Raw genomic sequence first — 25,003 nt, 5'->3', positions numbered from 1 at the left:
AGCATTATAAAACATATCAACATGGCTAATAACAGAACCTTTACTATGATTAAACCTGATGCTTTTGCAAAAGGGAATACCGGGGCTATTATTCAAAAAATAACCAATTCTGGATTTAAAATTGTGGCTTTAAAACTAACCAAACTTTCTGCTGAACAAGCTGGTGATTTTTATGCAATTCACAAAGAAAAAGCATTTTATGATAAACTTATAGAGTTTATGACTAGCGGACCTATTATTGCTGCTGTTCTAGAAAAGAAAAATGCAGTTGATGATTTTAGAGCTTTAATTGGATCCACCAATCCTGAAGAGGCAGCTGAAGGCACCATTAGAAACTTATTTGCTACCAATGTAACCTTCAACGCCATTCACGGTTCTGACAGTGATGAAAATGCAGCTATTGAAAGTGCATTCCATTTTAAAGATGATGAAATTATAGCGTATTAAAATCTATACCTTCTATAACCTCTACCTCCCCTAGATTGACCTCTATCACCTAAAGTATTAAACTTCCAACTAAACCCAAGCATAAAGTATTGTTTTAACACTGTACTTTGTGAATCTTGAACATAATCAGCGTTTACCGTTCTTGAAGCATTTGTGTTTTGGTTTAATAAATCATACGCTTTTAAAGAAATCAATCCTTTGTCTTTTAACACCGCATAAGATAAAGTCATATTCCAAAACCATGAACTTTTTTGAAAATCCTCTGCTACATTTGGGTTGTAATTATAATTGATAGAATTTCTCCATTCTAATCCCTTAGGAACCATAGTAGTTGTATTTATATTTACGTTATGTGCTGTGGTAGTTCTTTCTGGTAAATTAGTTAGATTGTATTTTGTATTTGAATAAGACAGGTATATCTTGATTCTAAGTCCATAATATCTCTCAATTCATACCTTAAACCAATGTTGGGATTCAAAGAAATGATCTTACTTGCATATAAGACGTTGTTATTATAGTTTACAGATTTTCTATAACTTGAACCACCACCTAGTCTTATGTCTAAAGAAGATATATCTGTAAATTTAAACTTTTTATTAGCTCCAATCCCTCCAGAAATGCTATAATTACCATCTACGTTAGCATAAGTAGTTCTTCTTTGTCCAGAAAGAGAATCAATTTCAGTTCTTCGCACTGTTTGATTTTGGGTTAAATTCCCGTTAACATAACCATAAAAACCCGTTTGGTTTTGAAAATCAAAATTATTAAAAAACATATTAAAGTCATGATCTTTCTGAGGTTTAAGATTGGGGTTACCTTGTACCGTATTGTCTGGGTCATTAACATTTTCAAACGCTTGTAAATTGGATAAACTCGGTGGATTGTTTCTTAGATTATATCTAAAATTAAATGATGATTTTTCACTAAAACGATATCTAAAGTTTACATTTTGTTCAAAATTATTAAACTGTCTTTTAATACTAAAAATAGGCCTTAGATCATCTTGGTTTTCCATAGTTCTAAAACGATATGAACTATTAAATCTTAATCTTATTTTTTCTGTTGAGTAATTAAATCCTATTCTTGGGATGTGACTTTGGTCAATATTTATATAATCTGTACTTAAACTATCTATAAACAAATTATTATTAGCCCGATCATATGATTTTTTATCAGATGAATTTTGATTTCTATTGTATGAATATCCAAAATCAACAAATAACTCTTTTGGAAGAATTGGCAACCTATACGTAAAAGAAGTTCCAATGTTTTGTGAAGTATTGTCTATATCAGCATACAAATCTCTATCAATATTTTTAGAAGGGTCATTGATAACATTAGCTTTTGTTTTGTCAAATTCCTCACTGTCCGAAGCACTAACACTTACATCTGCTCCAACTCTAAAAAACCCTCCTTTAGAACCATATCTTCTTGTTACATCAATATCAGTACTTACACTTCTATTATTACTTTCTACATTAGACGAAGAATTAGACTCTCTAATTAGGTTTTGATTTTCATCTACAATGGTTCCATCATTTTCAAAAACAGTATTACTTTTTGAAAATCTAAACGACGGAGATATATTAATCAACCAAGTAGAGTCTTTTTTAATATCTACCTCAAAATTTGCAGAATGGTTATCGTTACTTGTTGATGATTTATTGTTAGAAGTAGAAAAGTTACTAAAAGTAGGGTAAAGATTCTCTTTTTCACTCGATGACTCATTTTCAGAATCACTACTTGAGTAAAAGTAATTAGAGCTAAACTCTACATTTTTCCCATAATCATCTGCATAATTTAATCCTACATTATTTGAAGTTGTAATTCCTTGCCCCCCACTAAAAGATCTAGAATTGACATCTCCTCCAAACATTTCTCTAATTTCTCCAAAACTAAATCCTGGTGAATTTAGGTTGTTTCCTCCTAACAAGGCACTAAATTTTTGATCGTTATCAAAACGGTTATACATTCCCGCATATTCATATCTATCATCCGTTCCTAATCCTGCTGCTGTTCTTCCAAAAACTCCTTTGTTATTTTCTTTTTTAATAACAAGATTTACTGTTTTGTTTTCTCCATCACTATCTTCACCCGTAAATGCTTGTGATTTACTTTTGGTATCTAAAACTTGAACTTTTTCTATAATATCTTTCGGAAAATTTCTAGTTGCAATGGTAGGGTCACTTCCAAAAAACGGTTTTCCATTAATTAAAACTTTATTAACAGGCTTTCCATTAATGGTAATATTTCCCTCAGCATCAACTTCAGCTCCAGGTAACACTTTTATTAAATCTTCTACATTAGCGTCTTTCTTAGTTTTAAAAGATTTTACATTAAATTCAAGTGTATCTTTTTTAACAGTAATTGGGGGGGATAATTTAAGAACAACTTCATTTAACTCACTTGCATCGGGTTTTAATAAAACTTCCTTCATATCTAAAACCGCTACTTTTTTTAAATCTATATCTTTATGATATGATTTATAACCAACATAAGTAATATTAAAATTCAGCTCATTATCTTTTGTACTTCCTTCTAATGAGAATTTTCCTTTATTGTCTGTAATTGTATAACTAACTACAGTACTATCTCTCTTACGTTCTAAGTAAACAGTTGCAGATTCAAGAGGATGTTTATCATCATTTGACACTAAAGTTCCTGTAATTTCAAAATCAATTGATTGTGCATTCGTGTGCTGAATGAACATAATTGAGATAATGAATAAAATGTATTTCATAGTATTTATTTTTCTTTTTTATAATAATAAGAACGATACTATGACTATAAGAGTGTTATAAAGTTTAATGACTTTTGTTTTTTTTATGATTTTTTTGTTGATTATAACTAATACGAATAGAAAACACTAAGGAGTAAAAAGTTATACAAATAAAAAAGCCCTCAAATAAATTTGAGGGCTTTGGCGGTCTGGACGGGACTCGAACCATTTACGCTATGCCTTATAAAACAGTACTAAGTAGTACTTTATGTTTAGTATACTAACCGATTTACTAACCTTCTAAATTGATACTATTTGTTATCAATTGACTTTCAATCGTCTCTACAAATTTACGACTTAACACTCTATAAATCAACATAAATGATGTTAAATTTTATGAAACCTGTTTCAAATATTGATTGATAATTTCGATATTTATCCCGCTATATTCAGCGAATTCTTCAGAGGTAATAAATTGGTGGGGTTGCTTATCAAAATGTTCTCTAATCTCTTTTAAAAGTCTCCTACCATAACGTTCACTTCTTCCAGTAATACACTGAATGTCTTTTGGATAAATACATGCTCTGGTAATTTTCATGATTTTATACTTTAACTATGCTTTATCTATACTTTATCCATGGGGTAAATATACACCATTTCGGAAAGAAAAGCTTTTAACGGCCTGTATAACACCTTGTTTTTGATTTCTATATAAGATAATAATTCTTTTGCTATAAATCTTAAAATCATATTATTATGGCAAAACAAACAGGTATTATCAAATTAAAAGGAACTATCGGAGATATTTCTTTTTACAAAACTACTGACGGACATTTGGCTCGTGGTAAAGGGGGAATTGACCCAGAGAGAATCAAAAACGATCCTGCGTTTCAAAGAACCCGTGAAAACGGTTCTGAATTTGGAACTGCTGGTAAGGGTGGGAAGCTTTTACGTAATGCGATTCGTATTCTTTTACAGAATGCTAAAGACAAACGTGTGACTAGTAGATTGACTACTCAAGTATTAAAAGTAGTAAAAACGGATGCAGGAAATCCACGTGGACAAAGAACCATTCAAGGAGGAACTTTTGGTTTGTTAGCAAACTTTGAATTCAACATCAATGGTAAACTAGCGTCTACTCTTTTTGCTTTGTACACGCATGCTTTTGATCGTGTAACTGGGGATGCAACGGTAAACATTCCAGTGTTTAAACCAAACGTGCAAATTGCTGCTCCTGCTGGAACTACGCATTTTAAAATTGTGACTGGGGTTGCTGAGTTGGACTTTGAAAATGAAGCTTTTGCTTTTGACAATGATGAAACAGCTATTTTACCTTATGATGGTAATGATACTGCTATCATTGACTTGACTGCTTCTGCTCCTGCAAACTCAGTACTTCCAATTGTACAGGTCTTAGGTGTTGAGTTTTATCAAGAAGTAAATGGTGAAATGTACCCGTTGAAAAATGGTTCTTACAATGCTTTAGCAATCAAGATTGCTGAAAAAGTGTAAGTACATGGATATCCATTTACATAGAACTTATTTTAAAGAGAGTACCAACGGTGCTCTCTTTATCCGTGATTCTTTTTTTGGATTCTGTATCGAGTTGCCCTGGTTAAATAATCGTAGAAATGTTTCTTGTATTCCAGAGGGAACTTACATCTTAAAAGCTAGGTATTCTCAAAAATTCGGACATCATTTGATTTTGGAAAATGTTAAAAATAGGACACTTATTTTGATTCATCCTGCCAATGATGCTTTGAAAGAACTTAAAGGCTGTATCGCTCCTGTAACTTGTTTATCAGGTATTGGAAAAGGTACTTCTTCCAAAAATTTATTAAACAAATTGGTTTCTAAATGTTATCAAGCTTTTGACAGAAATGAAACCGTTAAACTCATTATTAAATCTTAGAACTTATGAATATTCAAGAACGATTAACACAACCGACACCTTCATTTTTTAGAAAACTTAGAAACATTGGTTTGGCTCTTGCAGCTGCAAGCGGGGCCATCTTGGCTGCCCCAATTGCTTTGCCTACTGCTGTGATTAGTATTGCCGGATATGTAGCAGTTGCCGGAACGGTGGCTACTGCGGTCAGTCAAGCTGTGGTGTCTGATAAAAACTAAAAAAGCTATGGGAAATCTTCAATTAAAATCAACCGTGTTTGGAGGTACATTGTTTACCACCCTAGCAAATATCAAACTACACGATGTTTACTTCACTATCATCATGGCGGTCATTGGTGCTGTGGTCAGCTTCTTTGTTTCGCTCCTTTTACGTAAGATTTTTTTGAAGTAACTTCTAGTTGTTAGCCTTTAGCTATTAGCTGTTGGCAAAATATTAAAATCTCCTGGTCTTTTGATCAGGAGATTTTTTTATGCGTTGATTTTATTTTTCTTTTGACCAAAACAAGATTGTATATAGGCTTGTTTTAATTGCTCTATTTTAGAAAGTACTTGTGTTAGCCTTATTTGCTCCTGGTTTAATCTTTTAATGATTTGTATATGTTTCACAACCTCAGCATTTAAAGACAAACCTTCTTTTAAAGTCTTAGAACAATCATTTATAGTAATAAATGGAATGACACTCCCTTTCAAATAATAGGCGAAAAAACCGCCTATTTGAAGCATCATTGATAAATGAAATAAAGTGTTTTTATCCTCTTCTGTTGTGGTGGTCACCACAAAGCAGTTCGGACAAGGATTGTACAGCGGTTTACCGCTGTTCAATCCTTTGTTTAAAATAAAAAAGTGTGGTTGGTCGTAGGTCATCCCTACTCGGTGGGTTTTGATTTCAAAAAAGTGCATAGCTATCCAATTAAAGTTGCTACACTGCGTTCCGCAACAATATTTTTTTGGAGAAAAAAGATGCCTATAACATTGTTGCTGTGGCAGATGCTGTCAAGCTTTTTGGAAAAAAGTTTGGAGAAAGAATGCATAGTTTTTTGAAATACTTATCAAAGTTTTTATCAAAACCCGGAGGGCTTGAACTTGATAGCATTGAGCGTTGGATGAAGGGAAGCAACGAAATTGGCAACCTTTTTTATTTAAATAATTTCTTTCTTTTTCAAAGGCTTAAAGCAAGTGGTTTGTAATGTAACGTAGTGGAATGGAAAACCTCTTGCTGTACGGTGCTGAGGTGGGTATATTTTAAACAATCAGATTAGAATAAAAATTATTACCGACCGCAAGCACATGGCAAATTGGAATTGTAAAATTTCTTATGATGATAAACTAAATGTTTTCTTTTTTATAAAATGTATCGATGGACTGAAATGAGGTAAAACAGCCTTGAGCCAAACGGTGGGCTGAGTGTGCAAATAGTGGAACGGTTTGCGGACACAGACCAAGCGCTAGCGAGCCGCCTTGCGAGTGGAGCAACGGGTGTTGCAAAGAAAAGCATGAGGAACGAATGTGGTTTGCAGCTATGTGTGGAGTTGAACGGCAGGTTTTTGTATTTTTTCAAACAAAAACCTAGAGAGAAACGGAACAATACACAAGGGTGCCGATTTAATTGCTAGAGCCTGTGTGTTGGATGATGTGGTTGGCAAAAAGGCGGAGGCAACACAATCAAGAACCTGCAGCCCGTAGCGACCTGCAAGGCGAGCTAAAATTATGGCAATGGTTGGATGTGTTGTGGCTGAACGAAATGAACCGAAGCCATGAGTGTGAATGCAGTGAAGTGACAAAAGCAGACAAAGGAATTGCCGTGAGGACTGATTGAGGAACGCAACAACCGTGACAAACTTGGAGCGTAGCGGAAACCCAAAGGGCAATAACACTCTTTTTTTGAACTTTAAAAATAATAGGAAAGCTTAAAAAAAGTGTGTTATAGGTTTGGCGGGGTTGTTTGCTGACGATTGAAGGAGGAACACCGCTTTACCTTTATAATCAAAAAGTATAATAATTTTAAATTTAAAGAGCTTGTTTTATTAAACTCATCAAATATTCTAAATCATTTGTATTTGTTATTACAATTTCATAATCTCCATTTCCCCAATGTCCTGTATTGGATACATCACGCATGATTCCTCTTGCATCGTCTAATTGTCCTTTGTTTAAGTTGATGAACAATTTTAATCCTTTTTTAAGTACTACAATATCACAAAGGTTTTTCTCTTTTTTAAAGGCTATATATAATTTATTTGCTTTTACTTCTATATCATCTGAAAGGTTTAAAATAGCTTCTTTAAAGGTTTCATATAACTCAATTATTTCTTCTGGTTTTGCTTCTAAGTGGTCTTCTTCTGTGTATACTTTTATTTCTTTGGTTACAGATGCTAGTTGATTGTTACTAGCAGTAATAGGTTTTATGCTTTCTGCTGATTTTGATTTTTTTACAGGATTGATGCTAATGAGATTGTTTTCATATTTTTTAACTTCCCATAGTTCTATAGCAATGTCTTTAAAATTGGTAGCTGCTTTTTGATTCTCTGTAAAACTTGTAGACAGAAAGATCACTCTAGTTTGACTCCAATCAACCTCATTACGTTTTAAGTTAGATTTTAAAGTTTCATTGTATTCTACAATAAAATCTGCTTTGTTTTCTAGCATTAAACTTAAATAGGTAAAACCTTGATCTACCACGCTGCTGTTTTTACTCCTTTTGTATTCTATAATAATAAAAGCGTTGGACTCCTTATCAAAAGCTAGTGTATCAATTCGTTTGTTTTTAATAGAAAACTCCGATTTCACCAATTGTAATTTTGTTACTGCGTAAAGGTTTTGCTCAAAAACATGCTGTATTTCACTTTCTAGTTTAAAAGGAATTTCTTTAAAGCTATGTAACTCATTCTTTTTATTTACCGCGTATAAATTCATTTTCTACTTTTTAACTATCAATACCATTGATAAAGGTTTTGATAAAGTCCTTAATTTTTAATGTAATCCTGTTGCTTATTGATTCGCGTTGGAGCACGCTAGGTTGTTTTTCTAAAGCATCAATGACCTCATCTTCTGTAGCCATTCTACCTGTAAACAAAAAATCGTTTATAATGTTTTCTACTTTATCGTGTTTTAAATCTTCAGTAGTACTTAATTCTTGTAAGGCTTTTTGGGTTTCTAACTTCCAGTATTTTTTAAACTCTTCTTCAATTATTTCACTATCGTTTATTTTTGGAAGATTATTTTGGATGAATTTTTCGATTAAATCTTTCTTACTTCTTAATTCAGATTCTCCAGCTATTAAATCTATAATCTGTTTTTTCTGTTTTGCTTGGTCTTTTGGTTTTGCATCTTTTAATTGTGCTAAAAGCTTCATGATGTACGTTACATTAATTTCATCATGATGTATTAACTCTAGTTCAAAATCAATTTCATCTAAAATAGATACCGACTCTTTTTGATGATTTGTTTTTATCTTATCGTAAAGATCTAAGTATTTACTTGTATAGTCTGCAAATTCTTGCTCTTTCATATAAGTATCCTCAAATTTAAATTCGATAAATGATGATAGTATATTTTTTAATCGCATGAGTTCTCTAAAAGCTTTTGCAAACTCTAATTCATCTTCTTCAGTAACCAAATCGTTAACGCTATCTATTGTTGGAGCAATACTCATTAACACCTTATAAGCTTCATTAAACTTCTTTACTTGTTCTTCATATGGTTCTATTATTATAGTTTCAATAGCGTTTTTATCTGAAAACAATGCAATGGCATCATCTGTGTTTTGCTTTAGGTTACGGAAGGCTAATATATTTCCTTGTGATTTCTTTTCATTTAATATTCGATTGGTACGAGAATAGGCTTGAATTAATCCATGATAATTTAAATTTTTATCTACATAAAGTGTATTTAATGACTTGCTATCAAATCCTGTAAGGAACATATTTACCACTAATAATATATCAATTTGTTTATTCTTAACTCTTTTAGAAATATCCTTTTTATAGTTTAGAAAAGCAACTCCATCCTTGGCGGAATGTTTAGATTTGAATTGATGATTGTAATCTGCTATATACTCATCTAATTTATCTTTATGTGGTATTTTACCGTAAAAATCTGATGGTTCAGCCGCCATAGACACCTCGGGAAAATCCTCTTCTAGTATTTCTCCATTTGCCGAGACATCATCGGGATTGGGGGCATATGAAAAAATAGTCGCCAAATTTAAACGATGTTCTCCAGCTTGTTTTTTTAATTTAAATAGCTCGTAATATTTAATAAGAATATCTACACTGCTTACACAAAACATTGCTGTAAACGTTCTGTGATGTGTTTTACGGTTGTGGTTTGCAATAATATAGTTTGTAATGGTATTTATATACTCATCACTTTCATAAACCTCTTGTTTATTTATATCTTCTACTTTGGTATCTTCTACTCCATTTTTAGATTTAAAAACATTATAATACTCTATGGAGAATTTTAATACATTTTCATCTCGAATGGCATCTGTAATTACATATTTATGTAAACAGTCGTGGAATAGGTTTACAGTAGTTTGCTTAATGCTCTTTTTACTAATGGCATTTTTTACAAATATTGGTGTTCCCGTAAAACCAAATAATTGATGATTTGTAAAGAAATTTACAATACGCTTGTGTGTATCTCCGAATTGAGAACGATGGCATTCATCGAAAATAAACACTATTTTTTCATCTTTTAAGATTTCAATTTGTTTTCTAAACTTAGCCTTTGATATTGCACTATTAAGTTTCTGAATAGTAGTCACTAATAAAGGTCTGTTGTTGTCTAAAAATTGATTGATTAACATTTTGGTGTTCTCAGTACCATCAATACTGTCTTTATCAAATGCTTTAAACTCTCTTACGGTTTGGTCATCTAAATCTTGTCTATCTACAACAAATACAACTTTTTTAATTTTAGGATTATGTGTTAATATTTGACTTGCTTTAAACGAAGTAAGTGTTTTACCCGAACCTGTAGTATGCCATATATAACCATTTTTATCAGAATTTTTTACCCTATCAATAATTGATTCTACTGCAAAAAATTGATAGGGTCTTAACACCATTAATGTTTTATCACTTTCATGTAACACAATATACTTAGTTATCATTTTAGCGATATGACAAGGCTCTAAAAAGATGTTTGCAAAAGACTCTAATTGTGTGATTTTTTTATTCTTTTCATCTCCCCAGAACGAAGTAAACTTAAAACTTTGCTTTTGGCTATTTGCATAATACTTGGTATCTACACCATTACTTATGACAAATATTTGTACGTAATTAAATAATGCATTATTAGAAGCAAACGATTCTTTTTGATAACGTTGTATTTGATTAAAAGCTTCTTTAAGCTCAATACCTCTACGCTTTAATTCAATTTGTACTAATGGCAATCCGTTGATAAGAATGGTTACATCATAACGGTTCTCTCTTTTACCGTTAATGGTTACTTGATGGGTTACTTGAAATTGATTTTGACACCAGAAATCCTGATTGATAAACTCTATATAAGCTTTCTCTCCATTGTCTTTTTGTAGTACATATTTATCTCGTAAGGTTTTTGCTTTATCGAAGATATTCCCTTTAGATAAGTGTATAACTATTCTATCAAATTCTGAAGTTGTAAAGATTGTATTGTTGTGTTTTTCTAACTGTAATTTTAGATTTTTTAACAAGTCGTCTTCAGTTTTAATAATCACCGATTTATGACCTAGTGCTATTAATTGATTTATTAAGTTATTTTCTAATACTTGTTCTGGCTGTATTGTCATTCTTTCTTTTCCTTTGAAAACTCAAAGATTCTACTTGAATCTCTGAGTTTTAATCTATTTTATTTTCTTTTAACAAAGCATTAAACTGTTCAGATTTCACATAATTACGTTTTACTTTATTTACCTGTACAACAGTTAAATAACCCAAATCTACCAATCCATTTAAGTCTGTTCTTGCTGTATAATCTGAAACCGTAAATCTATTCTGAATTTCTTTTGTATTAAACACAATCTCAGCATTATCATAAACAGCTTTTAAAATTTGTGCTTGTCTTTCATTTACAAAAGGTATCTTTACAAAGTGAGCTATCTGTAAATTTTCTTGCTGTTTAGATTGTATATAATTCTTTAAGGCTTCAAATGCTTTTTCCATTACTTGTAAATTATAAGTAATAAAATAAGATAAATCATTTTCATCTTCCTCTGTATACAAATATGCTTTTTCATACTGAGCTTTAGAGGTCTGAATAATTTTAGAAATTGACATATACTCTGTTAACCAATATCCTTTTTTTAATAAATACCAGTAAAACAATGCTCTTGCTGTTCTTCCGTTACCATCGACAAACGGATGGATCCATCCAATCATAAAATGAATAATGATCCCTTTTAGTAGAGGGTGTACAAAATCGTTTTCATGATCATGATTAAAAAACACACACAAATCATTTATATATTTTTCTATTTTTTTATCCTCAGGAGGAGTGTGTACTACTTCACTATTTACATGATTTACAATATAAATATCGTTTGAACTTCTAAAAGCACCTTCATCTTCTTTTTTATCTAATGTTTTGTTCGCTACTAATTGATGTAAATACAGTAAGTTTTCAGGAGTTAATTCATCATTTTTATTCGCAACAATGTGTTTAATTGTGATGTAATTGTTCACAATCATTTGTTCAGATTTGTTATTAGGTTTTTGTTCCTTTCTTAACATTTCTTTAGCACGTTTTCTAGTCGTATTAGCACCTTCCATTTGACTACTAGAAATAGCCTCTTCCATAATAGAACTTACCAAATAACGTGTTTTATCTTTTTCTGGCACCACACTAGTTGCCCCCATATATCCTCCAATATTCATATCAAACTGATGTAGCACTCTTTGTATATAATCTGTGATTGTATAAGTAAATATAGCATCTCCAAAAGTAATGGCACTTCTTTTTGCCATTCTGCTAAACTTAACTACAGACCATAACTCTACACTTGATAATGTGGTTTTTTGATATTTAATTTTATCCCAATAATAGTAATGATCGTTAATTTTTTTTAACAACTTTTCTAGATCTGGGTCTGTAACATATTTGAGTAGTTTTGCACTAAAACTAAATTCGGGTGATTTTTCTAACATCATAATCCTGTTAAGGATTACTAAACTACTAAAAACTCCGATATTTTAAAAGAATCTCGGGGTTTTTAGTGGTTTTTATTTTTTCCAAAGAGGTTCGTCTTGCCAGTTTGGTTTTATTCCAAGTGGATTAAAATTTGTAAGTAAAGTTGAAAAAACTAAAGACTATAAAAGCAAAAGCCCCGCCTTTGACGTTGTTCTTATGATGTATTGAGGTGCGTACTGTTGCTGGAAATTATAACGTTTATCCTCTAAATTACGATTAAATTTAATGAACCTTGAATATTATTAATAATATCGAATTTAATTTTATGTGTCTAAAATGTGTTCTCGATACATCCCGAAATGAGTTTGGGACACTCCGAACTGACACTTATCATTTTAAAGCACGAAACATTTGATTGATGGCTTTTTTCTTTTGTTCTGTGTTAGGGTGTACATATAAATTAAGTGTAGTGCTTATGTTGGAATGTCCTAAAAGTACACTTACTGTTTTATAATCACATTTACTTTCTATGCAACGAGTTGCAAAACTATGTCTTAAACCATGAAATTTTAGATTGGGCATGTTTAGGTCTGTCATTAAATTTTTATAATAGTTCCTATAGGTTCTAGGTTCTGTAGGTTTGGCTTCATTGGTAAGCACATAATAATTAGGATTTACCACCTTTTTAAGAGATTTTATTTTGCTAATTAAAGATCTGTTTATAGGGATTTCTCTTATGGAGTTTTTTGTTTTTGGGGTGTCTATTAATAGCTCTGTTTTTCTGATTCCGTTTTCTATGGTATAAATGCGTTGAATGGTTTTGTTTACCGATATTAAACCATCTAGTTCATCAATGTCTTTCCATTGTAAAGCACATATTTCTCCTATTCGCAAACCTGTACTTAAACATAAATACACTCCAAAATTCTTAAAGGTAAAGTGTTCCTGAATGTGATTCATGATTTTTACTTGTTCTGAACGTGATAAGATTTCTAGTTTTTGATTGGTACGTGCTGTAGGAAACTGCAATTCAAAAGGCGTGTAGATAGTGTACTTGTGTTTAGCTCCGTATTTTAATATCATTTTTAACACAATTAAAATATCTCTAATGGTTTTATGACTTAAGCCTTGTTCTATTTTTTGTAATACAAAAGTTTGTACTTCTGATTCTTCTATTACTTTATGATTCCCAAACACAGGAAGTATATGATTTTCTGTAAGTAATACATATGCCGAAATGGTAGATTTTTTTACGTATTGTTTTTTGTCTGTTATCCACAGTTTACTGATCTCTTGAATGTTTTTTTGATTTTGCATTATTATTTATTTGATTAAAAATTCAAATCTAAAGCCTAAAAGATTAATTCTCTTTAAATAAGCTAAAGGAAAAAAAACATCCTTAATCTAACATAAGAGTTTTTTTTGGAGCATTGTTCCAAATTTGAGATTTAAAGAATTTCAAGATGAATGGAAGCCTCAAAAACTAGGAAGAATTTGTACTAAAATTGGTAGTGGTAAAACTCCCAAAGGAGGTGAAGATGTTTATAAAACTACAGGAATACCATTTGTTAGAAGTCAGAATGTAATTAATAACTCTCTTATATTAGACAAGACACATATTACTTTTGAAATGCACAAAAGCATGAAAAGTAGTACTGTTTTAGCAAATGATATATTATTAAATATTACAGGAGGTTCTATAGGTAGGAGTTGTGTTGTTCCCAATGATTTTATTGAAGGAAATGTAAATCAACATGTTTCAATTATTAGATTAAAAAAATTTAATTCTAATTTTTTACAAGCTATTTTAAGCTCTTCAGTAGGTCAGAAATTAATTTATCAAGGTCAGACTGGAAGTGGACGAGAAGGATTAAACTTTCAAAGTATAAAGAGCTTTAATATATATTTCCCTAGTATTAAAGAACAAAATAAGGTCTCCCGATTTTTAAAGTTAATAAACAAACGAATTGACGCCCAAAACAAAATAATTCAATCCTTAGAGTCCCTAATGTCTGGTTTGGTTCAAGATATTTTTTCTCAAAAATTACGATTTAAAAATGATGATGGAAATGAGTTTCCGGATTGGGAAAGTAAAAAACTAGGGGAAATATGTGTTAAAAAATCATCTAATATATCTGCTAACACATTAGAATCTAAAGGTGGGAAATTTAAAATTTACGGGGCTATTGGTTTTCTACAATTTGTAGATTTTTATCAAGAAGACAAATCTTATATTTCCATTGTAAAAGATGGAGCTGGAGTAGGTAGAACAATGCTATGTGATTCGAAATCATCTGTTTTAGGCACATTAGATAAAATAATTCCTAATAATAGCGTTAACATATATTTTTTGTACATGTTATTCAAAACAATAAAGTTTGATAAATATATAATTGGGAGTACAATACCTCATATATATTTTAAAGATTATTCTAAATTAAAAATTAGTATTCCTTGCATAGAGGAACAAACTAAAATTTCAAATTTTCTATCATCTATTAATAAAAAGATAGAAAAAGAAAAAGTACTATTAAAAGAATATGAACAACAAAAGAAATATCTACTCCAAAATTTATTTATATAAATAGGTTCTGTAATAAATATTTTTTTTGACTTTTATGTTGCTCCAACAATTTGGTTTCTAAGGCTATTTTAGCATCTATTGCGGATAATGTGTTTGCTATTTTTTGTTGTTCAGAAACTGAAGGTATATAAAACTTTAAATCTTTCACTATTTTTGCAGACAAATTACCTTGTCCTCCTTGTAAGTACTTACTAACAATTTTACTCTTGTTATATTTTAATAATTCAACAATAAAATATTTTACTTCTTCTGTTTTTATACAAAGGACAGCCTGATTAATAGCTCCTTTTATCTTTGATAAAGCAACCTCACCACTTGTAGCTCCATATAAAGCATACAATATATCTCCGCCCTCAACCATTTTTGCTGAAGAATTTTTGTATGCTTGTTTAGTAATAAAATTTTCTACTTTTTCTTTAGAGATATCACCAGATCCTATAAATGGAATATCACCATTATAAAAATGAGTATTACTACTTTTTGGTGTACCTCCCGAAAAAAATATTGCTATCTGAGACATCTTTTTTTTCTCCCATTCTGAATACAAAGCACCTTTTCTATCCTTAAACCTAAGTTTTTGTTTAAAAAGTTTTTGCATCGTTCCCTTTTTTAACAATTGGTAATCCTCAATTATTTTGTTTTGGGTAGAGATGCGTTTGTCAATAGTTGTCAGAAAATAAGCCAACTTATTTTGTTCATTTTCTAGAGGTGTGTATATATTTAATTTAGAAAGTTGTTTTGAGTATAAATGAACAACAGAAGAGCCTTGTGCTAAACTTGCTATTTCATTTCTTTTTTTAGAATTTAAGTAATAAGATAAAAAGACACCATTTATATCTGTTTTTATAATATTTAAATCTCCTCCTAAAGCAATTCCAGATTTAATTACACAAGAAGCTTTAGCAATATCTAAAGGTGTTTCTCCAGATGATGGAATAATGACATCATTTTCTGTGCTTATTATTAATTTAGATTTTTCAATATTTGTAGTTGACAGAACTTCATCAATGATTTCTGAATAGTGTGTATATAACTCTCCATATCTAATACATTCGGTAGTTCCATTTTCTACTATATCCAACTTTGAAATTCCTTTTCCTTTTGAAAACTGTGAAATTTCCCCCATTTTATCCGTTTTCCAATCTCCTTTAAAATTTGGAAATCTCAAATTTGGAACATTAGCTACAGTCTTATTATTTTTTGCCATCTTGATTGTTATTTTACTTAATAAATTAGGATTAAGGATTTTTATAGGGCTGAAAAATTCAATCCTAGTTCTTTAAAATAACCATCAATTTCGGTATCTAATGCTGCTCTTTGGGCTTCTAGTTCCTTTATGTTTGCCATTACCGCATGTATATCTACAGGCTCTTCCTCTTCAAAGGTATCTACATACCTAGGGATGTTAAGGTTGTAATCGTTCTCTGCAATTTCAGACAATGGAGCTCTGTAACTAAATTTATCAATTTCAGTACGCTCTTTATAGGTATCTACAATTTTAGCAATGTGTTTGTTTAGCAGTTTGTTTTGATTTCCTTGTTTTTCGAACTCTTTAGAAGCATCAATAAACAAAACATCTTCGTTTACTTCTCTACATTTTTTGACGACCAAAATACAAGTTGGAATACTGGTCCCAAAAAAGATATTGGCAGGTAAACCAATCACCGCATCAATATAGTTTCTATCTTCTATTAAGTATTTACGAATATGTCCTTCTGCTGCTCCTCTAAACAAAACACCATGAGGTAATACACAGGCCATGATTCCGTTTTCATCTAAATGATGTATCATGTGTTGCACAAAAGCAAAATCGGCCTTTGTTTTTGGGGCTAATTTTCCATATTGGCTAAATCTATCATCCGAAGCAAAAATAGGTTTGGCAGACCATGCTGCAGAAAATGGAGGGTTGGCTACTATAGCCTCCGCTTTTAATTCCATTTCCATGTGCTGAGGTTCTTCTAAGGTGTCCTCTTGTTTAAGGTCGAATTTAGAAAAATGAACATCGTGTAAAATCATGTTCATACGCGCTAAGTTGTAGGTAGTTCTGTTTAACTCCTGACCGTAGAAAAAACCTACATCTTTAACTTCCTTTTTTACTCTTAGCAATAAAGACCCCGAACCACATGTAGGATCGTAAACAGACCTAATACGTGTTTTACGAGAAGTTACAATTTTAGCTAAAATGGTAGACACTTGTTGAGGTGTGTAAAATTCCCCAGCTTTTTTACCAGCACCTGCTGCAAACTCACCAATTAAATATTCATAAGCATCACCTAATAAATCACTTTCTGTATCTTCTAATTTAAAATCAATTTGGTTTAAGTGACTTAATATTTTAGCTATGATTTCATTTTGAGCTTTTACGGTTCTTCCTAACTTAGAAGAGGTTAAATCTAAATCTTCGAACAAACGTACAAAATCATCCTCAGAATCTGTCCCCATGGTACTTTGTTCAATATTATTAAGAATACGCTCTAAATCTTCTATAATAAAATAGTTTACCGCCTCATCATTTTCGTTGGTTTCTAAATTATTTAAGTTTTCTCCTTTGTTGGCAATACTTGTAAATAATTCTGAAGGTTTTAAGAAGTATCCTAAATTTTTGATACAAGCTTTTTTTACGTGTTCTACATATAATTTTCCCTCCTCAGAATTTTCATCTAATGTTTCGTATTTAAGGTTGTCAGGTTTTAAAATATTATCAGCATACAAGTGTAGTTTTTCTGATAAATACTTGAAGAATATAAAACCTAAGATATAATTTCTATAATCATCGGCATCCATTTTACCTCTTAATAGGTTGGCAATGGCCCATAATTGTTTTTCTAATATTCTTTTTTGTTCTTCTGACATTTGCAATTATTTGATTTGAGTTGTTAAATATACAAACAAGACCCTTATAGCCATTCTATATTCATAGAAATTCTAATTGATATCAGAAAAATCATCTAAAAAGAATTCTGTGATATTTCTGTAATCTAACTTATCATAGTTTAGTTTTGAGTAATCTGTTACTGGTGTACCTAAATCTTGTATCATTTTATTTTTGATTACTTCATAAGGAACATTTTCCCAAGCCATGTTATATAAGTAATTCGCTAATTTATCACACGAGTTATCTGCTACATAGATTACTTCCGTTCCACCTATTACCTTTACAATATCAAATAGGTTTTTTCTAAATGTATGAAACCAATCTAAATCAGATAATTTATACAAAACACTATATCTGTGTATTGTATCTATGATACCAATATCCTGATATAAAATAGGCTCTATGTTAAAGGGACCTAAAAACTCTACAGAAAAAGGTTCATCTTTATAGTTGTTAACTTTATAGTTCCAATCCCCAGACTCTTTTAGGATCGTTCCATCTGCTTTTATTAAAGAAGTATATTCTAAGTTTAATTCCTTTAATTTTTCAAGAATTAGATTCCAGTCTTTTTTTGTTTCCTCTCCTGTAAGTTTTGTATTTGTTATTAGATATAAACTTGTTCCCATTTTTATAAATTAAGATTCTTAGTTCTTTTTTTAGTTTGTTATTTACCTAATTGTTAGTCTCTCCCTTTTATTGATATTTGCTTCTTGCTTTTAAATATTCACAAACAGTAATAAGTTCATCCTTAACTACAAAATCTTCCATTGAGGGATATAATTCTGTGTTAGGAAACTCTTGTTGAATTTCATTATAGAACTCCTTTAAGCTATGCCTAAAAGGGATCATAGATGGATTTTTGTCTTTTGGGTATGGTATCCACCAAACTACATCATTGTTTAAAGCATAGATTACTTTGCTATTTTTATTTTCTACTATTGTGAATTCTTCATTACCAAAAAACTCAATATTATCTAAATCTATATTCCACAACAATAATTGTTTTAAATCTTTTATGGTTGTAAAATTAGAACCACTGATATCACCACCTAAAAAAGTTAAATCTTGATACCAATTGTCATGATTATTTTTGTTTGAAATTTGAGAAAAGTCAATCACACATTCATAAAAATTGACATGACTTAGATTGCAATCCCAAAAAGCTGCATTGGGCATTATTACCTTCCAGAATATAGTTTTTTCCAAATTACAACTCATTAGCATAGGATTTGAAATGGTAGAATTACGAATACTCATTTTTTTCATCAACGTATTTTCAATATGAATATCTGTAAAATCAGATTCTTTAATTTTAGCGTTAGTTAAGTCACAATCAGTTATCCATACATTTCCTTTACATTTATAAAAAACATTGTTTTTCATAGAGCAATTGTAAAATGATACATTTGATAAATCCGTTTCTTTCCAGATAACCCCATCAATATTTTCAGCAACTACACAAAGACCTTTTAAGTTTATATTAAACGTAATGGCTTCTTTTAAAACACTACTGTAATCAGGAAACATTTCTGATGATTCTAACTCGTATAAAACAGTTTGATTTTTTGTTTTTATTTGAATTTTGTGGTTACTCATGTCTATAAAGATTTTCTTGATGTTTTTATAATTTACCCAAACATTAGGGTTGGTTATTTTTTACTTGACACCACAATATTGCCATTTTTAACAACTGCATGCTTAGGCTCTTTTATAGAATTATTTAGCCACCATCTATACATCTCATAATTATACTGAAAAAGTATTTTACCTTCCTTATAAAACACCAATCTATCATTGTCATATAAATCTATCTTTTTGTCAAATAGTCTTTCCTCATCTTGTGCTTTATTAAGATAATATTCAACTTTTTCAGGTAATGTACTATTTTCCCAATCTAGATATGGTATGTAATATTCTCCTTCAATAACTTGAATAACTGTAGATTTTTTTCTAAATATTTTCCAAGTGTATTTTGCTTTTGAAGATTCAAAATCACACGTACAAAGTTTAAACTCGCTGGTTAAATCACACATATTGCTATTTTTTGGATAAAATTAATATTGTTATGTGTTGTTGAGGTGCATACAAAATGCTATTTGATATGATTTGATGAGAAATGGTATGCTTTATTTAAAACAATTAATGTATTAAAAGTAGTTAAAGGGATTAAAAAGTTAGAATTATACTATTATAGTAAAACAAAAGTCACTTTAATTTTAAAGTGACTTTTGTTTTATTAGAAAAAGGAAGTTCTAGTACTTTACCTAATTTTTACATCCATTCTTGTTACAAGTAATGCTTGACGATGTATTAGACCAATGATCTGATTCTTGGTTTGTGTTTGTACCACATCCTGTAGTACCTCCTTTTTGTCCTAAGTGGATAATTCCTGTTGGTAAATGCTTAACAGCCATAACAATATTTTTTAAAATTTTCTTTAAGATAAGGAATTCTATTGTTCATTTAAAACTAATCTCCTTTTTTATGCTTATGTGGTTTTAACGAAGGAGTATTTCCGGGTGTTTCTTTATTGTCACGCTAACATCTATCTGGTTTACCTGTTGTTTTTGCTCTTCTTTTTGGTCCTGGTTTAAACTCCCTAATATTATAGTTTTTTTAAATCTCTATTAGTTAATGAAATAAAAAACCTCTTATATCACTATGTGACTAAGAGGTTTTTATTATAGTTTTCGAGGTAGTAATCTATAATTGTTTTTTCTATAACTCACTATATTTATTAGCTTCTCTTTTATTACTTTCAATAATACTTATAGCATATCCACCTCCTTTAACACTAAGCTGAGACAACTTGGATTTATTGGTTACTTTGTACTTTTTAATAATATATGCCTGAGGATTTGTTTTGTAATTTGCATTTTTAGCGTCTGCATAAATAGTCGCTATATACACTTTATCTTTATCGAGAAAATCTAATGAAACTTTTGAGTTCCGATTTGATTTTCCATTTACATTTCCAACAAACCAATTATTAGTGCCTTTTTCTTTACGAGCGATAGTTATATAACTACCTGGTTCTGCTTCTAAATAAATACTCTTTTCCCAATCAATTCCTACATCTTTAATAAATTGAAAAGCATCTAAAAACCTATTATAATTTTCAGGTAAATCTGCTGCCATTTGCAAAGGGCTATACATGGTAACATATAAGGCCAATTGATTTGCAAGTGTACTATTTACATGAGAGTTGTTTTGTGGATTCACCTTACTTAAATCCATTTCAAAAATACCTGGTGTATAATCCATTGGACCACCTATTAATCTTGTAAACGGAAGTATGGTTACATGGTTAGCATTAGAACCACCAAACGCCTGATATTCTGTACCTCTTGCAGATTCATTTCCAATTAAATTAGGATATGTTCTTGCTATACCTGTTGGTCTAACTGCCTCATGAGCATTTAACATGATTTGATAATCTGCTGCTTTTTCTAAAGCATATTGATAATGATTTACCATCCATTGACTGTAATGGTTTTCACCTCTAGGTAAAATATTTCCTACATATCCACTTTTTACAGCATCATAACCATTGTCTTTCATAAATTGATAAGCCTTATCGATATGTCTTTCATAATTTCTAACCGAACCAGAGGTCTCATGATGCATAATCATTTTAATTCCTTTTGATTTTGCATAATTATGTACTTCTTCCACATTAAAATCAGGATATGGAGTTACAAAATCAAACACATAATCTTTTGAATGTCCAAACCAATCTTCCCAACCAACATTCCATCCTTCTACTAATACGGCATCAAATCCATGTTTAGCAGCAAAGTCTACATACTCTTTAACATGCTCAGTAGTCGCTCCATGTTTACCATTAGGACTTGCATTGTTATAATCTGTGAACCCTAATTTTACAGCTTTAAAATCATCTGTATATGACCACGAGCTCTTTCCTGCAATCATTTCCCACCATACACCCACATATTTAACTGGCTTAATCCATGATGTATCCTCTATATTAGAAGGTTCATTTAAATTATAGGTGATTCTTGAAGCGAGAACATCACGTGCATCATCACTTACAATAATAGTTCTCCAAGGCGTATTTGCTGGAGTAATCATATATGGTCTATCTCCTTTTGCATCAGGCGTTAACCATGCCTCAAAAATCATATTTTTATCATCTAAATTTAAATGCATTACAGAATAATCTATCAAAGCTGCTTCATGAAGATTGATATACAAACCATTATCCGTTTTTAACATTAAAGAAGTTTGCACTCCAGTAGATGAGAATGAAGTTTGCGCAAGATTATCTGTAATAGAACTGGCCATCAACCCTCTGATTTCAGAAAGTCGAGATTCTATATAATCATATTCTTGTGTATCATAATCACCCGGAATCCAAAAAGCAGTATGATCACCAGTCATTGCAAATTGAGTTTTTTCATCTTTAATAACAAAATGCCCTAAATTATCTTGAACTGGAAATTCATATCTAAAACCAACAGCATTATTAAATACACGAAAACGTATGTTCATTTTTCTATGAGACTCATTTTGTTCTAAGTTTACTAATAACTCATTGTATTGATTTTGAATTTCACTTTCTTCCCCCCATACAGGATTCCATGTTTCGTTAAACGAAGTGTTTACAGAATTCAAAATTGAGAATCCATCCATTAGATTTTGATTGTCATTTTTTAATTCAAACCCTAATTTACTAAACTTGATAGCTTCTTGATTTTTATACATAACACTATAAGATGGGACTCCTTCTTCTGTTAGTGAAAATGTTAAAAAAGTATTTTTATCTGGAGATTTAATTTTTTGTGAGAATAAACTTAATACTGAAAAAAAGCTTATTATTAATATTGATTTATTTATTTTCATCTTTCTGTTTTTATAATAAGATTTCGATTGAATTATTTTGTTTATTATCAGGTATTTTTATCCATATGACTTTTTCTTTTTTTGAAAAACTACAAGTAGCTTCGTCAAACTTGGTATCTATCGATTGTTCCAACTTTTCTTTACTCTTTGTTTTTACTTTCTTTCCATTCAACATTATTTTTTTCACTTTATTTGATACATGAATCTCAAGTAAATAATTTCTTATCTCGCTTTTATAACCAGTAGATAAAGGTTTATTTATATCAATTCTGATTGTGTTTTCATTTTTTTGAGCTTCAATCAATGTTTTTGAGAATTTATTGATTTTATAGTCATTGGTCAATCCATCATCTTCATATAATTCAAATGAGGTTTTCTTTTCAGATGGGAAAATTTCAATATTAACTGGAGCATTTTTTATTTCATCAATAAACTGCATTACAGGAGATTTAGTAATAATAGCTCCTTTGATTGCGAATATTGGAATTGTTGATAACTCAACAGGATATTTTATAAGCTGCTCTCCTGAATACTCATCACCTGTATGATAATCTATCCACTCTCCTTTTGGTAAATAAACATCTCTATACTTTGCACCTTGTTTTACAACAGGAGCAATCAAAAGTTCTTTACCTAATAAAAATTGATCATCAATACTGAAAGTTTTTTCATCATTTGGATATTCTAACACTAATGCCCTCATTATAGGTAAACCTGTATCGTAGGCTGTACGAGCATAAGTATATATATAAGGATGGAGTTTGTATTTTAACTCAATTGCTTGTCTTGCTAATTTTTCAGCTTCAGCACCAAATAACCAAGGTTCTACAGCATTATTACCCTCATGATGAGCTCTGCTTAATGGATTAAACACTCCAAACTGTAGCCATCTGACATATAATTCCGAGAATTCATTATAGTCCTTAATATCACCACAATATCCTGAAATATCAGTTGTCCAAAACGGAATTAATCCTAAACCAGCTGATAAACCTAAAGGAATTTGATTGGCTAAATTTTTCCATCCCGCATTCACATCTTCCCCATTACCACTATCACCTGACCAACCAAATGTATATCTTTGTAAACCCGCATAAGCCGCTCTAGTCATTTGAAAAATTCTCTGATTAGGATTGTGCTTTTCAAATTGTTCAGTCACTATTTTATCCCAAGTTAAACCATAAACATTATGAATTTCATTATGAAATCCTAAATGGTGTACCATATTTAGTCTATCTGTACTTTCTTCATTACTCCATGCAGGTTCTCCCATATCTGTCCAAAAACCTTTAACTCCATCATTAATTGGTTTTTGTTGTAAATTCCCCCACCAATTAGCTACTTCTGGTAATGTAAAATCAACAACTCCAGCATTACCTCCCCAAGGCCAAGGCATGTCATACGATTTATTCGTTCTTTTATCTTTTACAAAATATCCATTAGCATTCGCTTCACTCCATTGTTTATTTGTTGCCTGAGACACTACTGGATCTTGAGACACAATAACTTTAAATCCTTTCGTTTTTAAATCAGAAAGCATTTGTTTGGGATTGTTATAATTTTCTTTTCTCCATTCAAAATTTTGAAGACCTTCTACCCAACCTATATCCTGATATATAATATCACAAGGAATATTGCGTTTGCGATATTCTTCAGCAATATTTCTTGTTAATTCCTCTGTAGTTAAAACACCTCTACTTTGTGACCAACCTAAAGCCCATTTTGGAGGCATAATAGGTTTTCCTGTTAGTTTTATATAACTTTTAATGATTTCTTTGTAATCTTTTCCGTACATGAAATAATAAATAAAAGGGCCATTTGGAGCCGAAAAAGAAAATGTTTTTTTATTCTCCTTTCCAAAGTCAAATTTAGTTTTATAAGTATTGTCTAAAAAAATTCCATATTTATAACTACTCATAAAAAAAGGAATGCTTTTATACAAAGGATCTTCCAATTCAGAATAACAAGGCTTGTCACTATTCCACATGGTATAACTATTACCTCTCCTATCTAACGTTCCTGTTTTTTCACCCAATCCAAAAAAATGTTCATCTTCCCTTAATATTTTATTTGTTTTTATTTGAGTTCCCTGAACTTGATATGGACTATAATTGTCATCCCCCATTATTAATCTCTGATACTTATTGTAAATCTGAATCTTAAATGGAGATTTATAAATCATTATTCTTAAATCACCAGTAAAAACTTCATACATGGATGTTGACTCTTCAATATTTACCTTGAAATCTTTTTCAAAAACTTCGTTTATTATGGCAAAAGATTTATTATTTCTTTTAAACTCCCCGTCTTTTGAAAACCAAAACTTAATATTTTTTGAATCTAAAAACTTCAAACTCATTTTTGAGTTATTATTCAAATTAATGAGAACATTATTACTTTGAACATAAGCATCACTTACATTTATATTATCCTGAGACCATATAAACCCATAAAAAAAAAGTAATATTGATGCTAAATTAATTGTTTTCATATA

Annotated in this window: 22 protein-coding genes; 6 read left to right on the top strand and 16 right to left on the bottom strand. The window is 30.6% G+C overall.

Going from position 1 to position 25,003, the window contains the following annotated elements; genetic code table 11:
- Positions 1-21: 21 nt before the first annotated feature.
- Positions 22-447, top strand: a complete 426-nt coding sequence (locus BUB70_RS08445) for a nucleoside-diphosphate kinase (RefSeq protein WP_073120492.1) — start codon at positions 22-24, stop codon at positions 445-447.
- Here BUB70_RS08445 and BUB70_RS14310 read toward each other — a convergent pair.
- The 3 genes from BUB70_RS14310 to BUB70_RS08435 form a co-directional block, all read right to left on the bottom strand.
- On the bottom strand, positions 444-860 hold the full coding sequence (locus BUB70_RS14310; protein WP_229742985.1) for an outer membrane beta-barrel protein: 417 nt from the start codon (positions 858-860) through the stop codon (positions 444-446). The two genes, BUB70_RS08445 and BUB70_RS14310, sit on opposite strands and share 4 nt — an antisense overlap.
- Positions 830-3,187, bottom strand: coding sequence for a carboxypeptidase-like regulatory domain-containing protein (locus BUB70_RS08440; protein WP_084730230.1), 2,358 nt, complete (start codon positions 3,185-3,187; stop codon positions 830-832). Before BUB70_RS08440 ends, BUB70_RS14310 begins: the two co-directional genes overlap by 31 nt.
- 373 nt (positions 3,188-3,560) lie before the next feature.
- Entirely contained in the window at positions 3,561-3,764 is a 204-nt protein-coding gene (locus BUB70_RS08435) for a hypothetical protein (RefSeq protein ID WP_010136813.1), read from the bottom strand.
- Positions 3,765-3,922: 158 nt separating this feature from the next.
- Here BUB70_RS08435 and BUB70_RS08430 point away from each other — a divergent pair, with 158 nt between their 5' ends.
- The 3 genes from BUB70_RS08430 (at position 3,923) to BUB70_RS08420 (ending at position 5,293) form a co-directional block, all read left to right on the top strand.
- Positions 3,923-4,678 carry a hypothetical protein gene (locus tag BUB70_RS08430; RefSeq protein WP_010136812.1) on the top strand — a complete coding sequence of 252 codons (756 nt, stop codon included), beginning with the start codon at positions 3,923-3,925 and terminating at the stop codon, positions 4,676-4,678.
- Between the two features lie 4 nt (positions 4,679-4,682).
- The gene (locus tag BUB70_RS08425; protein WP_073120490.1) at positions 4,683-5,078 is read left to right on the top strand and encodes a DUF5675 family protein; all 396 of its coding nucleotides are present in this window, start codon (positions 4,683-4,685) and stop codon (positions 5,076-5,078) included.
- 71 nt (positions 5,079-5,149) lie between these two features.
- Complete coding sequence (locus BUB70_RS08420) at positions 5,150-5,293, top strand: hypothetical protein (RefSeq protein WP_308691366.1); 144 nt, start codon at positions 5,150-5,152, stop codon at positions 5,291-5,293.
- 249 nt (positions 5,294-5,542) lie between these two features.
- On the opposite strand, the gene BUB70_RS08415 is transcribed toward BUB70_RS08420, so the two are convergent.
- Positions 5,543-5,974, bottom strand: a complete 432-nt coding sequence (locus BUB70_RS08415; protein WP_029489481.1) for a DUF6943 family protein — start codon at positions 5,972-5,974, stop codon at positions 5,543-5,545.
- Between the two features lie 47 nt (positions 5,975-6,021).
- Between BUB70_RS08415 and BUB70_RS08410 the strand changes: the two genes are divergently transcribed.
- A complete protein-coding gene (locus tag BUB70_RS08410; RefSeq protein WP_010136808.1) occupies positions 6,022-6,261 on the top strand; it encodes a hypothetical protein in 240 nt (79 codons plus the stop codon).
- An 820-nt stretch (positions 6,262-7,081) separates the two neighbouring features.
- Here the strand turns inward: BUB70_RS08410 and BUB70_RS08400 are convergent.
- The 4 genes from BUB70_RS08400 to BUB70_RS08385 all read right to left on the bottom strand — a co-directional run bounded on the left by BUB70_RS08400 (position 7,082) and on the right by BUB70_RS08385 (position 13,504).
- On the bottom strand, positions 7,082-7,987 hold the full coding sequence (locus BUB70_RS08400) for a DUF5655 domain-containing protein (protein WP_073120488.1): 906 nt from the start codon (positions 7,985-7,987) through the stop codon (positions 7,082-7,084).
- 10 nt (positions 7,988-7,997) lie between these two features.
- The gene (locus tag BUB70_RS08395) at positions 7,998-10,850 is read right to left on the bottom strand and encodes a type I restriction endonuclease subunit R (RefSeq protein ID WP_073120486.1); all 2,853 of its coding nucleotides are present in this window, start codon (positions 10,848-10,850) and stop codon (positions 7,998-8,000) included.
- Between the two features lie 49 nt (positions 10,851-10,899).
- Positions 10,900-12,204, bottom strand: a complete 1,305-nt coding sequence (locus BUB70_RS08390) for a Fic family protein (protein ID WP_073120926.1) — start codon at positions 12,202-12,204, stop codon at positions 10,900-10,902.
- 373 nt (positions 12,205-12,577) lie between these two features.
- A complete protein-coding gene (locus tag BUB70_RS08385; RefSeq protein ID WP_073120484.1) occupies positions 12,578-13,504 on the bottom strand; it encodes a tyrosine-type recombinase/integrase in 927 nt (308 codons plus the stop codon).
- Between the two features lie 124 nt (positions 13,505-13,628).
- On the opposite strand from BUB70_RS08385, the gene BUB70_RS08380 reads away from it, so the two are divergent.
- Complete coding sequence (locus BUB70_RS08380; protein ID WP_073120482.1) at positions 13,629-14,771, top strand: restriction endonuclease subunit S; 1,143 nt, start codon at positions 13,629-13,631, stop codon at positions 14,769-14,771.
- Here BUB70_RS08380 and BUB70_RS08375 read toward each other — a convergent pair.
- From BUB70_RS08375 to BUB70_RS08345, 8 genes are all read right to left on the bottom strand, one after another.
- Positions 14,764-15,978 (bottom strand): restriction endonuclease subunit S, encoded by a 1,215-nt coding sequence (locus BUB70_RS08375; RefSeq protein ID WP_073120480.1) that lies wholly within the window; start codon positions 15,976-15,978, stop codon positions 14,764-14,766. The genes BUB70_RS08380 and BUB70_RS08375 overlap by 8 nt on opposite strands.
- Before the next feature lie 41 nt (positions 15,979-16,019).
- Positions 16,020-17,624 (bottom strand): type I restriction-modification system subunit M, encoded by a 1,605-nt coding sequence (locus BUB70_RS08370; RefSeq protein ID WP_073120478.1) that lies wholly within the window; start codon positions 17,622-17,624, stop codon positions 16,020-16,022.
- Between the two features lie 72 nt (positions 17,625-17,696).
- Positions 17,697-18,272: a hypothetical protein gene (locus tag BUB70_RS08365; RefSeq protein WP_073120476.1), complete on the bottom strand. Its 576-nt coding sequence runs from the start codon at positions 18,270-18,272 to the stop codon at positions 17,697-17,699.
- A 67-nt stretch (positions 18,273-18,339) separates the two neighbouring features.
- The gene (locus BUB70_RS08360) at positions 18,340-19,242 is read right to left on the bottom strand and encodes a pentapeptide repeat-containing protein (protein ID WP_073120473.1); all 903 of its coding nucleotides are present in this window, start codon (positions 19,240-19,242) and stop codon (positions 18,340-18,342) included.
- Positions 19,243-19,295: 53 nt separating this feature from the next.
- A complete protein-coding gene (locus BUB70_RS08355) occupies positions 19,296-19,679 on the bottom strand; it encodes a hypothetical protein (protein ID WP_073120471.1) in 384 nt (127 codons plus the stop codon).
- 231 nt (positions 19,680-19,910) lie between these two features.
- Positions 19,911-20,060, bottom strand: a complete 150-nt coding sequence (locus BUB70_RS14170; RefSeq protein WP_188351956.1) for a hypothetical protein — start codon at positions 20,058-20,060, stop codon at positions 19,911-19,913.
- A gap of 304 nt (positions 20,061-20,364) precedes the next feature.
- Entirely contained in the window at positions 20,365-22,509 is a 2,145-nt protein-coding gene (locus BUB70_RS08350) for a glycoside hydrolase family 97 protein (protein WP_073120469.1), read from the bottom strand.
- Positions 22,510-22,519: 10 nt separating this feature from the next.
- Positions 22,520-25,000, bottom strand: a complete 2,481-nt coding sequence (locus BUB70_RS08345; RefSeq protein WP_084730229.1) for a glycoside hydrolase family 31 protein — start codon at positions 24,998-25,000, stop codon at positions 22,520-22,522.
- Between the last annotated feature and the right edge of the window lie 3 nt (positions 25,001-25,003).

The sequence above is a fragment of the Wenyingzhuangia marina genome (genome assembly GCF_900130035.1).
GTDB lineage: Bacteria > Bacteroidota > Bacteroidia > Flavobacteriales > Flavobacteriaceae > Wenyingzhuangia > Wenyingzhuangia marina.
The sequence above is the reverse complement of the archived record's forward strand: the minus strand, read 5'-3'. Positions and strand labels throughout refer to the sequence as shown.